Genomic DNA, 16,883 nt, shown 5'->3' with positions numbered 1-16,883 from the left:
GCTAATCACCTTTAGCCTTCGGCGCGATCACCTGAACGTGGTCGCCTTCAACGAGTCCATCGGGCGGCGCATCGACCACGCGGTCGCTTTGCGCCAATCCGGAGCCGATGTCCACCGCATTACCCAGATCCTGCACGATCGATACGGGTTTGAAGTGGACGGTGTCGTTGCGATCGACGGTTGCGAGCCGCAGCCCCCGGTTGTCGAACATCAGCGCACTGGCCGGCACCCGGAGCGCGTCTGCGCGAGCGGGCAGCGAAAAGTGCAGATTGACGAAATCGCCCGGCAACAGCAGATGACCCGGGTTATCGACCATCAGCTGGACGAGCGACGTGCCCGATGCGGCGTTGACCGAGTCGGCCAGACCCACGACCGTGGCCGTAAACGTCTTGCCGGGATACTCCGGCACGGTGAAGGTGCCGGTGCCACCCGGCTTGACCGCGGGCACGTATTCCTGCGGCACGCGCACGTACACGCGCAGCTTGTCCACGCTCGATACGGAGAAGAGCTGCGGCCCGGTTCCGCCGCCAGCGTTGATCAACGCGCCCACGTCCGTGTTGCGCGCGGTGATCACGCCGTCGAACGGGGCGACGATGCGCGCGAAGCCCCTGGTCGCGACGAGCCGGTCCAGATTCGCCTGCGCCGCCTCGACGCGGGCCTGCTTCGCCACGGAGTCCTGCGTGCGGTCATCGACCTCCTGGCGCGATACTGAATCGGAGTCCAAAAGACTTTGCCAGCGCGCAGCGGTTGTCTTCGCGAGTGCAGCGTCGGCTTGCGCGCTTGCGAGATCGGCTTTCGCCTGAATCAACTGCTGATCGAGTTCAGGCGTTTCGATCTCGGCGAGCGTTTGGCCTGCCTTCACCGGCGTGCCGATGTCGACGCTCCACGATTTCAGGTAGCCGCTCACCCGTGCGTAGATCGGCGCGCTTTCGAAGGCCTCGAGTCTGCCCGGGAGGTCCAGTGCCCCGCCCGGCGCCTCCAGGGCAGGCACGACGACATTCACGCTCGGAATAGCCTGTGCCTCAGTCCAGTCCTTGAGTTGATGCTCGTGCTTGATGCGAAGCGAGACGCCACCCGCCACGATAAGGACGGCGAGCGCACCGCCGACCAGGCCGGTAAAAGAAAGCTGACGTTGCGCGAGTGCGGCGCGCGTTGTGGGCTCAGAGGACATGGATCGAATCTCCGGTAAGCTGCGCGGCCGTCGATGTGCGACCCCGACGCGAGTGGATCATGCAAAAAATAGCGGGCACGAGAAAAAGCGTTGCGGCTGTGGCGAACAAAAGTCCACCAATCACCGCTCGGCCCAACGGCGCGTTTTGCTCTCCGCCCTCGCCAAGACTCAATGCCATCGGCGCCATGCCGATGATCATCGAAAGCGCCGTCATGAGGACCGGCCGGAAGCGCGTCGTACCGGCTTCCAATGCGGCCTTGAACGCGTCGCCGTGCTCGGCCAGACGTTCGCGGCTGAAACTCACCACCAGAATCGAATTGGCCGTCGCCACGCCCATGCACATGATTGCGCCTGTGAGTGCGGGCACCGAGAGCGTGGTATCCGTCGCAAGCAACATCCAGACGATGCCGGCCAGTGCGCCGGGCAATGCCGCCACGATCACGAGCGGATCGGACCACGACTGGAAATTCACGACGATGAGCAGATAGATCAGCACCACCGCGCCCAGAATCCCGAACGACAAGCCACCGAAAGCGTTGTTCATCGTCTGCGCCTGACCAAGCAGCACGACCTTCGCCCCCTTGGGCGCATCCTTGGCATTGGCCGAAACAATGTGGCGAATGTCGGCGGCAACCGCACCGAGATCGCGGCCCTGCGTCGTCGCGAACACCTCGACCATTGGCTGGACGTTGTAGTTGCTCACCACTTCGTTGCTCGCCGTGCGATGAATACGCGCCACGCCGCCGAGGATTTGCCCGTCGTTGGCCTCAGCCCCGCCACTCACGGGCAGATTCACGAGCGATGAGAGCGAGTCCACGCTGTATTGCGGCGTCTGGAGCACGATCGAATACTCCACGCCATTGGCCGCGTTGAGCCAGTAAGTCGGATCGATCTGGCTCGAACCCGCCATGTGCACCACAAGGCTATTGGTCACATCGCGTTCGGTCAGGCCTTGAAGCGAAGCGCGGTCGCGATCCACGTCGATATTGAATTGCGGATTGGCCTGCGATTGCTCGATGCGCGCATCCACAACGCCCGGCACGTGCCGGATCTGGCGCAGCAGCGAGTTGGCGTACGCAAAATCGGCCGGCAGATTGTTGCCGCGAATCTGCAAGTCGATCGGTGCAGGCGAGCCGAAGTTCAGAATCTGGCTCACGATGTCCGCAGGCGGAAACGAGAACGTCACGCCGGGGAACGTACGCGGCAGCGATTCACGCAACTTGCGCACGTAGGCGGCCGTGGGCCCGTGGCCTTCCTTCAGCGAGATCTGGATGTCGCCATCCTGCGGGCCAATCGTGCCCGTGTTGTTGTAGGCCGTATTGATCGAACTGGTGGAAAGCCCAATGTTGTCCACCACCGTGCCGAGTTCCGAAGGCGGAATCGTCGCGCGAACCTGCGCTTGCACCTCAGCGAAAATCTGCGCGGTTCGCTCCACACGCGTCCCCACCGGCGCGCGCACGTGCAGCAGGATCTGGCCCGCGTCGACGTCCGGGAAGAAGTTGCGCCCAAGCAGCGGCATCAGCGCGAACGACGCCACCACGAAGGCGAAGAAGCCAACCACGAACGCACGGCGACGCGTCAGCGCCCATTCGAGCATGCCAGCGTAGTGCGAGCGCACGCGCTCGAAGCGCTGCTCGAATCCGCGGTGAAAGCGCGCCCACACACTGGCAGACTCGTGATGATCCTTTTCAACCGCATGGGCCTTCAGCAGATACTTCGCCATCGTCGGCACGAGCGTGCGCGAGAGAATGAACGAGGAAATCATCGCGAAGATCACCGACTCGGCCATCGGCACGAACAGGAACCTCGCCACGCCATTCAGGAAAAACATCGGCACGAATACGATGCAAATGCAAAGCAGCGAGACGAACGCCGGTGTCACGATCTGCTCGGCGCCATCGAGAATGGCACTTTCGACATCCTTGCCTTGCTCCAGGTGCCAGTTGATGTTCTCGATGGTCACGGTCGCGTCATCGACGAGAATGCCCACCGCCAGCGCGAGACCGCCGAGCGTCATGATATTGAGCGTTTCTCCCAGTACCGAAAGCACGGAAATCGAGCCGAGAATCGCAAGCGGAATCGAGGTGGCAATAATGATCGTCGAGCGCCAGCTGCCAAGGAACAGCAGAATCATCACGCTCGTGAGCAAGGCGGCGATCAAGCCTTCGCGCGCCACGCCCTTGATTGCAGAGCGCACGAAGATCGACTGGTCGCCAATCGCATCGATCTGAAGCGCGTCAGGCAAGGAAGCCTTCGCATCGGCAACCTTCTGGCGTATACCGCCGATGATCGATAACGTGGAAGCGGAACCGTTCTTGAACACCGTGAGCAGCACCGAACGTTTGCCTTCCACGTGAACGATATTCGGCTGCGGCGGACTGCCGTCAGTCACGTCGGCGACGTCATGCATGTGCACAACGGTGCCGTTCGCAGACTTCACAGGCAGATTCGCAATGGCCGCGATCGTCGCCGGCGCATCGTTCAATTGCAGCGTGTACTCGTAGTCGCCGATCTTTTCCGTGCCGACAGGCGTCACGAGGTTCTGCGCCGTCAACGCATTGAGCACGTCCTCAGCGGACAAGGAGCGCGCTTCGAGTTCCGACGGCTTGAGGTTGATCTGAACCTGCCGGTCCTTGCCGCCAAATGGAAAAGGGATCGCAGCGCCATTCACCGTCGCGAGAATCGGGCGCAACTGATTCTTGCCGAGGTCCGCCAGATTCTGTTCCGAGAGCCCCTTGCCCGAAAGCGCGAGCTGAATGATCGGCACAGTCGAAGCGTTGTAATTGATGATGAACGGCGGCGTCGCCGAAGGCGGCAACTGCTTCAGGATTTCCTGCGAAATGGCCGTCACCTGAGCATTCGCCGTGCCGATATTGGTGCCCGGCTGAAAGAAGATCTTGACGATGCCGTAGCCGGTGAGCGAAGTGCCTTCGATGTGTTGAACGCCGTTCACGGTGGTCGTCAACACCCGCTCGTACGGGGCCATCACGCGACCTTCCATCTGGTCGGGCGAAAGCCCCGTGTACTGCCATACCACGCTAATCACGGGGATATTGATCGGAGGAAAAATATCCGTAGGGGTACGAAACGCCGACAGAACGCCAACGATCAGGATAAACACGGCCAGAACCACAAACGTATAAGGCCGTTTCAGCGCAATGCGCACGATGCCAATCATGATAATTCCAGTATTCGAAGCTGGCATCGACCTGACACGCGGCGGATTCCAGCAAGCAGATTCCGATGCCTTGAATCAATCTGCGTTTGATGGGACCTGGCCCGCGCTAGCGCGAGGCGCACCGATCCAGTGGATGGCGGAAGCGATGATCCCGAGCGCGACGCCAAAGGCCACGATGCCCGACCAGCCATAGCGGCTCATGAGCCAGCCGCTGACCGTCGCACCGAAGGCGCCGCCGAAAAAGGTGGCCGTCATATAGAGGCTGTTGATTCGGCCTTGTGCTTTCGGATCGACGGAGAAAGCGCGCGTCTGGTTGGAAACGAGGCCGGATTGCACGCCGATATCAAGCACGATCACGCCCACGATCAGGAGCGTGAGCGACGTGGCCGCGCCGGAGAGAATCACGTATGCCAGCGTTGCGATGCCGATACTCGCGCCGATCACTTTGCGGAACCCGACGCGGTCCGTGGCATTGCCACCCAGCGATGCAGCGAATGCGCCAGCCGCGCCGATGATGCCGAAGCCACCCGCCCAGGCGCTGCCGAGATGCCACGGTCCGCTCTTGAGCAGCGCGGCGAGATTGACCCAGAAGGCGTTGAAACAGGCCCACAGCAACGCCTGGATAATCATCGATTCACGAATCGGGCGATTGTCGCGAACGAGCGGCCAGAGCGAAGCGAGCAAGCGTCCATACGAAAGATGCGTGGAGGGCGTGCCCTTCGGCAGCAGCGCGGCGGCGGCGATAAAGACCGGCACCATGAACGCGGCTTCCGCACCGTACACCGCACGCCAACCCCACTGGGCGCCGATCACGCCGGCAATCGTGCGGCCAACGAGAATGCCGACCATGATGCCGCTCACCACGGTGCCGACGTTGCGTCCCCGCTCGCTTGGCAACGACATGACAGCGGCGAAGGGCACGAGTTGCTGGGGCACGCAACTCACGATGCCGAGCGCAAACGAAGCCGCAATCAGCGCCCAGATGCCGGGCGCCACCGCCGCCGTCGCCGCAAAAACGAGCGCGAGTGCGATTTGTGTGAGTACGAGCTTGCGCCGGTCGAAGCGGTCGCCCAGCGGCAACAGCAACGCAAGGCCCGTCGAAAAGCCGAGCAGCGCCGCACCGGCGACGAGGTCGACCGCCGTGATGTTGACCCGCAGGCCCGCTGCAATCAGCGGAAGAATCGGCTGCGTGCAATAGATGTTTGTGATCACCGCTCCTGCGATGATCGCCATCATGACGATCTTGCCGCGCGATGCGACAGCGGGTGTAGCTGGACTTGCGGGTGAGTTGGGTGCGCTGCTCACAATGACCTCCTTATTCGTTGAATTTCTCCGGGCTTTGCAGCGAACCTTGTAGCGAACCGCCGCGATCCAGATTGAGGTCGAACGTTACGCGCTTGCATTTCCAAAGAGAATCCCTCACGATCAAGATTCATCCTTCCACTATTTGATAGGGTCCATGAATCGCCTCGAAGCCATGAGCATCCTCGTTTCGGTTGCTGATGCGGGCAGTCTCTCGGCTGCCGCGCGGCGCCTCGACATACCGCTCGCCACGGTCAGCCGCAAGGTTGGGGAACTGGAATCGCACCTGAAGACGCGTCTTTTTCACCGCACGACGCGCAAGCTTTCATTGACGGAAGCGGGCAGCGCATACGTGGCCGCGTGCCGGCGCATTCTCGAAGACATCGGCGAAGCCGAGCGCGCCGCGACAGGCGAATACGCCGCGCCCAAAGGCGAACTCGTGGTTACCGCGCCGGTTGCGTTTGGACGCCTGCACGTGGTGCCGGTCGTGGCGGAGTTTCTCGCGCACTATCCCGAGATCGACATCAATCTCCTGCTTACGGATCGCGTCGTTCATCTGATGGATGAACACGCGGACGTCGCGGTGCGCATTGGCGAGTTGCCCGATAGCACGCTGGTCGCGACGCGCGTCGGCACGGTGCGCCGGGTCATTTGCGCAAGCCCCGCCTATCTTTCGAAGCATGGCGTGCCCGCGAAGCCCGCGGATCTCGCCGGCCACGAGTGCATTACCTTCGAGGCCCTCGCGTCGCTGCGCGCGTGGGCATTCGGTTCCGGCAAGTCGGAGCAGTCCGTACCCGTTCATTCGCGCCTTGCCGTGAATACGGCGGACGCCGCGATCGAAGCCGCGATCCTCGGCGTGGGGCTCATCCGCGTGCTGTCCTACCAGGTTGCGCGCGCCGTGCGCGCCAACGAACTTCGCGTCGTGCTAGACACGTTTGAAGCGGCGCCGCTGCCCGTCAATCTCGTGCATGCGGGGCAAGCGCCCCTGCCGCTGAAGCTGCGCGCGTTTCTCGACTTCGCGTCGCCGCGCCTGCGCGAGCGCACGGCGGGAGAACTCATCAGCGCCGCCACGGCTTGATCGCACGCTTGCTCGCACGGACCGCGCGAGTAACGGCGCGCCCCGCTCGCTCGGCAAGCGAATCCGTTAACATCGGGAATCTCTCTTCCAATAAACGGGAAGACCATGGACCGTCTCGAAGGGATGTCCATCCTGGTCGCCGTCGTCGATGCAGGCAGTTTGTCAGCCGCGGCCCGGCAGCTCGGCCAGCCGCTGGCCACCGTCAGCCGCAAGGTCGGCGATCTCGAAGCACACCTGAAGACCCGCCTGCTTCATCGCACCACGCGGCATCTTTCGCTGACCGAGGCCGGCGAGTCCTATGTCGCTTCGTGCCGGCGCATTCTCGAGGACATCGGCGAAATCGAACGCGCCGTGACGGGCGAATACGCAGCCCCGAAAGGTTCTCTCGTGGTCACGGCGCCCGTGGTCTTCGGCCGGTTGCACGTGGTGCCGGTCATGGCGGCATTTCTCGCCCACTTTCCGGAAATCGACGCCCGCCTCGTGCTGACCGATCGCAACGTGAATTTTCTCGAAGACCACGTGGACGTTGCGGTGCGCATCGGCCAATTGCCGGACAGCAGCCTCGTGGCGATACGGCTGGGCGAAACGCGCCCGGTGGTGTGCGCAAGCCCCGCGTATCTGGCCGAACACGGCACGCCCGATAGCCCGGCTGCGCTTGCCAGTCACGCATGCATTGGCTTCGAGGGAATCAATTCGTCGCGCGCATGGACGTTCTCCGGCGAAAAATCAGAGCAAAGCGTGCCGATTCACGCGCGGCTCGTGACGAACACGGCGGAATCGGCCATCGACGCCGCGACGTTCGGGACCGGTTTGACGCGGGTTTTGTCGTATCAGGTTGCGAGCGCCGTGCAGGAAGGCCGCTTGCAGCTCGTTCTGGAAACCTTCGGCCTGGCTCCCATGCCGATCCACCTCGTTCACGCCGGCCAGACGCCGCTGCCGCTGAAGCTGCGCGTGTTTCTCGACTTCATGTCGCCGCGCCTCAAGGCGCGCATGTCCGGCGTTTGAATTGCCCGCGTTATTGAGCGCGAGTATCAACTGTTGTTCATCGCAGGCGGTTTTTGTCAGCGTCGATCGTGCGTAACCTTGCGTCGTAGCAACGGCAACTCGTGGGCAAACGCAAGGGCAAACGCAAGGCGAAACGCAATGGATATGTCAGCAATCACCGCAATCAAGGCATCCGCACCCGTCGAACATGCGCTTGCGCATCAACCCGCGTGGCGCCGCGTGTTTCGCGAGAATGCGCTCTCGGTCGGACTGATCCTGCCCCTCGAAACGCATCCGGACTCGCCCATCCCGACCATGCACGATCACATCGTCATGGCGCAGCGCGCCGAAGCGATGGGCGTCGCCGCGCTGTGGATGCGCGACATACCGTTCTACGACCCCGCGTATGGCGATGCGGGCCAGATTTTCGAACCGCTGGTGTATATCGCGAGCCTCGCGGCGGTGACGAAAGAGATCGCGCTCGGCACGACAGGCATCGTTTTGCCGATGCGCGAGCCGCTTTTGCTGGCCAAGCAGGTGAATACCCTCGACCAGCTGACGAATGGCAGGCTCCTGTTGGGCATGTCCTCGGGAGATCGACCTTCCGAGTATCCCGTCTTCGGCATCGACTTCGAAACGCGTGGCGAGCGCTTCCGCGACGCATTCCAGACCTACCGGACCGTGAGCGAGCAGCCCTTCCCGGTGTTTTCCTCGCCGCGCTTCGGCAAATCGGGCGGTACGCTCGACATGCTGCCCAAGCCGCCGTATGGACGCACCCCGGCCATTGCCGTGGGCCGCGCGCAGCAAAGCCTCGAATGGATTGCGTCGAACATGGACGGCTACCTCGGCTTCGTGCCCGGCCCCGCTGCGCTCGATGCCTTCGTGGGAAGCTGGAAAGAACAAGTCGCTCAGTCGATGGGCAGCGAAGCCTTCAAGCCGATTGCGTTTGGCGGCTTCCTCTATTTGCATCCGAGGCCCGACTACCCGTTTCGCGCAATCAAGGGCGGATTTGCCATCGGCAGCCGGTCGCTCAGGCATTTCCTCGAGCAGGCACGCGAAGCGGGCGTGAGCCACGTCGCACTGAATCCGAAAGTCACACCGCGCCCGTATGCGGACGTGCTCGACGAATTGCACAGCGAAGTGCTGCCGTATTTTTGAAGTTTCCCGGAGGCTCTCATGCAAGACGCGAACATACGCGAAGCGCTGACTGCGCACTGGCAAGCGTCGGCGAATGGCGATCTCGAAGCCGAACACGACATCTACGCCGACGACGCTATCTGCGACTATCCTCAATCGGGTGAACGCATTCTCGGGCGGCGGAATTTGCAGGCGCTTCGCGGGCATCATCCCGGCAAGCCATCCGGTTTCAAGGTCGGACGAATGCAGGGCGACGGCGATCTGTGGGTGACTGAATACACCATCGATTATCAGGGGCGATCCGCTTTCACCGTCAGCATTATGGAGTTCTGTGACGGCAAGGTCGTTCACGAGACCCAGTATTTTTCGGAGTCCTTCGAAGCGCCGGCCTGGCGCAGCCAATGGGTTCAGAAGATCACCGCCAGTTAGCCCTTGGGCGCCTGCCCACGGAAAAGGGTGTGCTCATTCACGCTTCGCTGAGCCAGTCGTCTACGCAATCCACGCGCAATTCTGAATATATCGTTGGCAAGCTCGTCTCAGATGTCACGACGCCATCGAGCACATCCGATTCAATACATCTTCTCGCGCTGCTAAAACAGAACACCGATGATGGCGCCGCTGCGCAACACGCGCTCTCGGCCATTCGCGCATTGATCTCGCTGAACCCAAACGCAAGCTGAACAGCGAGTAATAGCCGGCGCCCCCTGCGCCGGCTATCTTCAGGCGCGAGGCTTATTTCGCCGCGGGCATCGCGAATTCCGCGCCCTTGTCGATGCTGTCGGGCCAACGCTGCGTCACGGCCTTGTAGCGCGTATAGAAGCGTACGGCTTCCTCGCCATAGGTGTGATGATCGCCAAACAGCGAGCGCTTCCAGCCGCCAAACGAATGCCACGCCGAAGGCACCGGACTCGGCACGTTGATGCCCACCATGCCGATTTGAATCTGCCGGGTGAACGTGCGTGCCGCAGCGCCATCGGCCGTGAACAGCGTGACGCAATTGCCGAGTTCGTGTGCGTTGACGAGTGCAATGGCACTGGCGAGATCCGGCACGCGCACCACCGAAAGCACCGGCCCAAAAATCTCTTCCCGATAGATCTTCATATCCGGCTGCACATCGTCGAAGAGCGAGCCGCCGAGGAAGAACCCGTCTTCGTGGCCGGCCACGGTATGGCCGCGCCCATCGACCACGAGCTTCGCACCGGCTTCGACGCCGGCATCGATATAGCCCAGCACCTTGGTCCGATGCGCCGCGCTGATGAGCGGCCCCATGTCCAGATCGGGCTCCATGCCCGCACCGATGCGCAGTGCGCGCACCCGCGGCGCAAGACGCTCGATCAACTCGTCGCCAACGCTTCCCACCGCCACCGCGACCGAAGTCGCCATGCAGCGCTCGCCTGCCGAGCCATAGGCCGAATTGATCAGCGCATCGACGGCCTGGTCGAGGTTCGCGTCGGGCATGACGACGAGGTGATTCTTCGCGCTGCCCAGCGCCTGCACGCGCTTGCCGCGTTTGGCGCCTTCTGCGTAGATATATTCGGCCACCGGCGTGGAGGCGACGACGGACATAGCGGCCACATCGGGATGCTGGATCAACGCATCGACCGTGCCCTTGTCGCCATTCACCACGTTGAAGATACCTTTGGGAAAGCCCGCTTCGACGAAGAGTTCCGCCAGCCGGATCGACGACGACGGCGTGCGCTCCGAGGGTTTGAGGATGAAGGTGTTGCCGGTCGCGGCCGACATGACGAACATCCAGCACGGCACCACCACCGGGAAGTTGAACGGGGTCACGCCTGCAATCACGCCAAGCGGCTGACGCAGATTCCAGCTATCGACGCCACTGCTGCTTTGATCGGTGAAATCGGTCTTGAGCAGGTTCGGAATGCCGCATGCGAATTCGACGATTTCGATGCCGCGCATCACCTCGCCCCTCGCATCCGAAAAGAGCTTGCCGTGGTCGCGCGTAATGAGTTCGGCGATTTCGTCCAGATGCGACTCGAGCAGTTCCTTGAACTTGAACATCAAGCGCGCGCGCTCGAGCGGCGGCGTTTCGCTCCACGCCGGAAATGCGGCTTTGGCGGCCGCGACGGCGGCGGCAACCTGATCGGCGTTCGCAACCGGTACGCGCGCCGTGATGCGGCCCTGCGCCGGATCGTAGACATCGTTGAATCGCCCGCTCGTGCCAGCGGTACTTTGACCGTCGATGAAATGAGTCAGTTGGCGCACCGCGCCCTGGTTTGCTTCGCTCATACGTCCTTCCTTTAAGGGATCTGCACGCTGCCAGGGACCGAAGAAAGTCCGCATTGCAGCGCGCATCAAGTCGAGTGGCCGGGCATCTCCGTGACTCCCCGCCAGGATCAGCAATCGGTGACCGCCGACGAAAACAGTCTACGTTTTACGGCGCTCGGCTGAAGGGCTAGCAGCGACGGTTTGGGGACATTCCCGGCACGTTTCCGGCCATCGCGACGAGAACTAGTGCCAGGAAGCGCTTTCCTGTGCGGGAAGCGTGAAATGAAAGCTGACGCCAGCGGGAATGTTCGGCGTCACCCATAAGCGCCCGCTGTGGCCTTCCACGATCGTGCGGCAGATGGGCAGCCCCATGCCGAGGCCATTGCGTTTGGTCGTAAAGAATGCCTCGAAAACGCCTTCCGGATTGCCAGCAAGACCCGGCCCGGAATCCTGCACCGTAATGCAAAGTTCGCTTTCATCGAACCTGCCGGTCCGGATCAGAAGCATTCGCTCGCCGCTTTGCATTTCGCTCATGGCTTCGATGGCGTTGATCATCAAATTGAGCATCACCTGCTGCAATTGCACCCGGTCTCCCTGAACGCGTGGCAATCCCTCCGCGAGTTCCACCGTGAGTTCGACCCCGAATTTGCTGGCTTCGCCGCGCATGAGCGCGATCAGTTCCCGAATCATGTCGTTGACATCGAGTCCATCGGTGCGCAGCGGTTCCTTCTTGAAGTAGGCGCGGGTTCTGTCGACGACGCCGTTGGCGCGTTCGCTGTCCGCCACGATCCGCGAGAGCGCAAGGCGCGCTTCGTTGAAATTGGGCGGCCGCGACGCGAGCCAGCGCAAGGCCGCACTTGCGTACGCGGCGATTGCCGTGATCGGCTGCTTCACTTCATGCGCGATCGAAGCCGATAGCTGCCCCATCGTCGCCACGCGGTTCGAATGCGCGAGCACGTTCTGCAGTTCGCGGTAACGCTGTTCGCTGTCGCGCACATCCTGTTGCGCGCGCTTTTGCTCCGTCAAGTCGAGTATGAAAGCGACACCCTGCCCTTCGCGGTCGCCAAACGCCGCCGCGCCAACCATGACGGACACCCGGCTGCCATCCTTGCGCAAATACTCCTTCTCGAAGGGTTTGGCGCTTCCCGTGGCCTTCAATTCGGCCCTCACGCGTTCGTCGCGCGCATGCCATTCGGGCGGAGTCAGATCGGGCCAACGAATCTGCCCTGATCGTAGATCGGCTGCGGTGTAGCCCACGATGCGCAGAAAGGCATCGTTGGCTTCCACGACATTCCCTTCGAAGTCCCAGATGTGAATGCCGATGATATTGGAGTCCACGAGGCGCCGGACCTTTGCTTCGCGTTCCTGAAGATCGGCATACAGGCGCGTATTCTCCAAAGAAATAGCGGCTTGTGAAGCGAGCAAGTCGAGCAGCGCGGAACGGCGTGCCGTGAACACATGCGAAGTCTCGGTGTTCTCCAGATACAGCAGCCCGCCGAGTTTTCCCTGCCTCACGAGCGGCAGGCAGAATACGGACCGCGTTGCGCCGCTCGCCAGATACGCATCTTCAGGAAAGAGACTGGATGCCAAAGCGTCGTCGATGATCACACGCTTGCCCGTGTGCATCACGTAACGCAGCAGCGCCGCGGGGGTGGCCGAGTCGGCGTCGGGCGAGCGCGTGACCTCGATGCCGTTGCCTTCGATACGCGCCTGCGCTTCGATGCGATAGCCGTCTGGTTGCTCCGGCATGATCAGCAGCCCACGATCCGCGCCTGCCGTTTCCAGCGCGATCGTCATCAGGCGCTCGACGAGGCTCGTCAGTTCGATCTCGCTGGAGAGCGCCTGCGACGCCTTGAGCAGCGTTGCGGCGTCGAACTGGTGCCAGTCGAAACTGAGCGTCGACGTCAGCGTGCTCCCTTCCGGGTCGGCCAGGCGCGGGAATTCACCGTCGAGTTGCTTGATCTTGGCTTTCGCGCCCCACGCGTCGAAGCACCGGCGCGCATTGCGCAAATGGGCTTCGCCGCTCGTCGCGAGGCCCATGCGCGAGCAGAAGCGGCCCGCCAGTTCGCTGGCGATGCCTTCATGATGCAAAAAGCCATTCTCGCGTGCAGAGCGTATGGCCTCCTCGTACAGGCGCATGGCATCGAGATCATTCCCCTCCAGACGCGCGACCTCCGCGCTGAGCAAGGCATAGCGGTTCTGATAATTCTCCGGACAATGTCCGGCCCACATTTCAAACTTGTTGAGCGTCCCGGCAAGCGTGCGTTCGTATCCTTCCTGCTGCTCGGGCGAAGCATCGGGATACAGCGCCGTCAAGATCAGCATATGAAAGAAGTGAAAAGTCGGCTCGATCGCCAGCGCCATCACCGAACTCAACACCGCCTGCGCCCGCTGCGCGGCTTGCAGCGCATCGGCATAGCGGCCGTCGAGAAACGCGAGAATGACCTTGATGATTCGATAGACGCCAATGGCGCAGCCAAAATTCGACTTGACGATCGCATCGAAACAAACGGTTTCATCGAACGTCGCGTCGTTCAGATCGAACGGTCTGGCCGTCTTGCCTCGCAGACTGATCACGCATTGCCGTTCAACCCGAATCAGTTCGTAGACCGCGTCGTTGTGGCTCTGCCGCATGAGCGCCGCGTACTTGTCGGCGATCGCCTGCACGTCTTCGAGCGCGGCACCGCTCTCCAGCGCCTGCCAAACGGCATTGAACGCAACGTTGCCGGCAAAAACGAAATCCCCCACTTCCATGCACTCGGCTGTTGCCCGTTCCAGAACCGGGAGATTCGCGGCGATGTGGCGGCGCCAGAAATTGACGTGGGCGCCATACAGGTGAAGCAGCTTTCCATTCAAATGCCGATTGCCGAACTTCTCGTTGAGCTTCAGCGACATCTCCGAGACCTGGACCGCCGTGGGAATATCGCCGATCAATGAAACCAGCATGAGCGCGTAGTTGCCGAACGCGAAACTCGAATTGTCGGTATTGCCGTGTTGCAAGGAAAGATTGACCGCCTTGAGGGTGATGAGCGGATAGAACGCGGGCCGCGCCGCAAACGCGCAGTTCATCGCCTGAAGGAGCAGATTGACGATTGCGTGGATCGCGGGGTCCGTCGCCACCGGAGCGTCAACGAGTTCAGCAATGGAACGTCCGGCCTGATTGACGCGAACGTCCTGCAACGCGGCATGAAGCGCCGCGGGGGTCTCCTCGTCGGTTTCAGGAAAGCGGATATCGAAGCCGCGAAGCGCAACGAGCGCGACCGTGAAGCTCTCGTCGTATCTTCCGGCGAGCTGATACAACTCGATGCGCAAGCTGTACACCTTCGCACGATCGAGACTCGTGCGCGCCGCCGCGAGCATCATGTCCGCCAGCGCATCCGCTTTCGCGAAGTCGCCCACCAGATATTCGCACTCCGACAACGCGAGATACAGTTCGAACGTGCTCTCGTAGCACTGCGTCCACGCGTTGGGCGACAGCAGCGAAGCGCCTTGCGCCAGATAGCCGCGCGCCGCCACGTATGCCGTCGAACTCATGGCGCGCTTGCCAGCAATGAGGTTCAACGCGACGGCTTGCGCTCGCTCTGTTTCGTCAGTGACCAGCGCCGCGCCGCGATTGAGATGATTGACGATGTCGAATATCGCGTCTTCGAGCGCATCTGGCGGTGTGCGCGATACCAACGCGCGCCCAATTCTCAAATGCGCGGCAGCACGCTCGCTAGCGGGGATGAGCGCATACGCGGCCTCCTGCACGCGATCGTGCGCGAATTCATAGACGTTGGCCTCGCGAAAGACGAGGCCCGTTCGCACGGCTTCCCACAGGTCCGCGTGCATCCGCTCTTCGGAGCCGCCCTGAACCCAGGTCAGCGCGGCGACTTCGGCGACGTTGCCAAGGCAGGCCAGTTGGCCTAGCGCGTCGCGCGCCGCGAGCGGCAACCGGCTCAATTTCGCCGCCATCAGATCGGCAACGTTCTCGGTATAGCCCTTCGCGCGAATACGCGGCAATTCCCAGCACCACTTCGCGGCGCGCGGGTCGAATGCAAGCAGGTCTTCGTCGGCGAGCGCGGTGAGAAACTGAATCGTGAAGAACGGATTGCCGCCGCTTTTCTCATGCGCCAATCGAGCCAGCGGTGTGGCGCTCGCGCAGTCACAGTGCAGCGATTCCGCCACCAGTTGCGTCACGCTTTCGCGCGTGAGCGGTGCAAGCTCGATTTGCTGCACTCTGGCTTCGGCGCGGGCGATCGATTCGAGCGTGCGCGCAAACGGGTGAGCAGCATCGACCTCGTTGTCCCGGTACGCGCCCACCAGCAAAACGTGCTTCACGTCCGGATGCGTGGCGAGATGCGCGAGCAGATCGAGCGTGGCCGTATCCACCCATTGCAGATCGTCGATAAACAAGGCGAGCGGATGCTCTGGCCGCGCAAATACGCCGAGAAACCGCCGAAATACGATCTGGAAGCGATTTTGCGCGTCTTGAGGCGGTAGCGCTGGCGCGGCCGCTTGCTCGCCGATGATGAGCGCAAGCTCGGGAATCAGATTGACGATGAGTTGACCGTTGGGCCCGAGCGCCTCCATCAGTGCGCGACGCCAGGGCTCGACCTCCGCTTCGCGCATGCTCAAGAGATTGAGCACGAGTGTCTGAAAGGCTTGTGCGAACGGCACGTACGGAATGCCGCGCCGGTACTGGTCGAACTTGCCGGAAGCGAAGAGACCGCGCGGCGGGACCAATACCCTGTGCAACTCGTTCACGACCGACGACTTGCCGATGCCGGGATACCCCGAGATCAATACCAGTTCAACGGAGCCGCTCGCCACCACGCGGTCGAACGCGGTGGTCAGTGCTTCGATTTGCGCCTCACGCCCGTACAACTTCTCGGGAATCAGCAACTGGTCGGATGCGTCGTGCTCTCCCAATGGGAATGGGTCAATGCGATTGCGCGCTTCCCAGGCCGCGAGGCATCTGCGTAGGTCGGCCTCCAGCCCCGCCGCAGTCTGATAGCGGTCCTCTGCGGCTTTCGCGAGCAGTTTCAGTACGATGCCCTCGAGCGGCTGCGGAATCTCGTCGCGGTGCGCCCGCGGCGGCGTGGGCTTGCGCGCGATATGGCAATGAATCCACTCCATCGCATCCGTTGCGTTGAACGGCAGCGACCCTGTAAGCATCTCGTACAGCGTGACGCCAAACGAATAGAGATCGCTGCGTGTGTCGATCGAACGGTTCATGCGGCCCGTTTGCTCCGGCGCCATATACGCAAAGCTTCCGGCAACGACCTCGGGCGGCGCGGGCGGCTGATGTTCATGCGGCAGCTGCGAAGCGATACCGAAGCCGGTGAGCCGCACGTTGCCACTGCTGTCGACGAGCACATTCGCTGGCTTGATGTCTTTGTGAACGAGGCCGCATCGATGCACGTGGCCGACCACCTTCGCCAGATTCGCCGCAATGCGCAAAAGGCGCGCGAGTTCGAACGGACCTGCAAGGCAGCGATTGAGCGGTTCGCCGCCGTCGTCGTCGAGCACGAGCATGGGCGGCTCACCGTGCCGGTAGAACGCAAGCGGCCGCGCCGCCCAGCTCGAATCGAGCAACGTGGCGAGACCGTATTCGCGTTCGAGGCGCTTCACGCTTCCTGGGGCCGCTCGCGTGACGACCAGTGCGAGCACCGAGACGGGACAGCTCTGCTTGCGGGCGCGAAACAGTAAAAAATCGCCGTCGTCGCGCAGCGGTTCCAGCTCATATCCAGCGAGATCCACGGCCCACGCTCCTGTCATGATGCGATTTTCATCAGCCCATGATTTTGCGCGCGCGCCCGCCT

General features: G+C 62.2%; 9 protein-coding genes. 4 read left to right on the top strand and 5 right to left on the bottom strand.

Going from position 1 to position 16,883, the window contains the following annotated elements:
* Position 1 precedes the first annotated feature (1 nt).
* The 3 genes from VSR72_RS17075 to VSR72_RS17065 form a co-directional block, all read right to left on the bottom strand.
* A complete protein-coding gene (locus VSR72_RS17075) occupies positions 2–1,171 on the bottom strand; it encodes an efflux RND transporter periplasmic adaptor subunit (RefSeq protein ID WP_342953524.1) in 1,170 nt (389 codons plus the stop codon).
* Positions 1,161–4,349, bottom strand: coding sequence for an efflux RND transporter permease subunit (locus VSR72_RS17070; protein WP_342953523.1), 3,189 nt, complete (start codon positions 4,347–4,349; stop codon positions 1,161–1,163). Before VSR72_RS17070 ends, VSR72_RS17075 begins: the two co-directional genes overlap by 11 nt.
* Before the next feature lie 75 nt (positions 4,350–4,424).
* The gene (locus VSR72_RS17065) at positions 4,425–5,654 is read right to left on the bottom strand and encodes an MFS transporter (protein ID WP_342953522.1); all 1,230 of its coding nucleotides are present in this window, start codon (positions 5,652–5,654) and stop codon (positions 4,425–4,427) included.
* A gap of 154 nt (positions 5,655–5,808) precedes the next feature.
* Here VSR72_RS17065 and VSR72_RS17060 point away from each other — a divergent pair, with 154 nt between their 5' ends.
* From VSR72_RS17060 to VSR72_RS17045, 4 genes are all read left to right on the top strand, one after another.
* Entirely contained in the window at positions 5,809–6,729 is a 921-nt protein-coding gene (locus VSR72_RS17060; RefSeq protein WP_342953521.1) for a LysR family transcriptional regulator, read from the top strand.
* Between the two features lie 105 nt (positions 6,730–6,834).
* Positions 6,835–7,734: a LysR family transcriptional regulator gene (locus tag VSR72_RS17055; protein WP_342953520.1), complete on the top strand. Its 900-nt coding sequence runs from the start codon at positions 6,835–6,837 to the stop codon at positions 7,732–7,734.
* Positions 7,735–7,878: 144 nt separating this feature from the next.
* Positions 7,879–8,871, top strand: coding sequence for an LLM class oxidoreductase (locus tag VSR72_RS17050; RefSeq protein ID WP_342953723.1), 993 nt, complete (start codon positions 7,879–7,881; stop codon positions 8,869–8,871).
* Positions 8,872–8,889: 18 nt separating this feature from the next.
* Positions 8,890–9,279, top strand: coding sequence for a nuclear transport factor 2 family protein (locus tag VSR72_RS17045; RefSeq protein ID WP_342953519.1), 390 nt, complete (start codon positions 8,890–8,892; stop codon positions 9,277–9,279).
* 303 nt (positions 9,280–9,582) lie between these two features.
* On the opposite strand, the gene VSR72_RS17040 is transcribed toward VSR72_RS17045, so the two are convergent.
* Complete coding sequence (locus VSR72_RS17040; protein ID WP_342953518.1) at positions 9,583–11,100, bottom strand: CoA-acylating methylmalonate-semialdehyde dehydrogenase; 1,518 nt, start codon at positions 11,098–11,100, stop codon at positions 9,583–9,585.
* A 222-nt stretch (positions 11,101–11,322) separates the two neighbouring features.
* A complete protein-coding gene (locus VSR72_RS17035; RefSeq protein WP_342953517.1) occupies positions 11,323–16,821 on the bottom strand; it encodes an AAA family ATPase in 5,499 nt (1,832 codons plus the stop codon).
* Positions 16,822–16,883: the final 62 nt, after the last annotated feature.

Origin of the sequence: Paraburkholderia sp. JHI869, assembly GCF_038900775.1 — a bacterium.
GTDB lineage: Bacteria > Pseudomonadota > Gammaproteobacteria > Burkholderiales > Burkholderiaceae > Paraburkholderia.
Note: the sequence above shows the minus strand (reverse complement) of the source record. Positions and strands in the feature narration are given on the sequence as shown.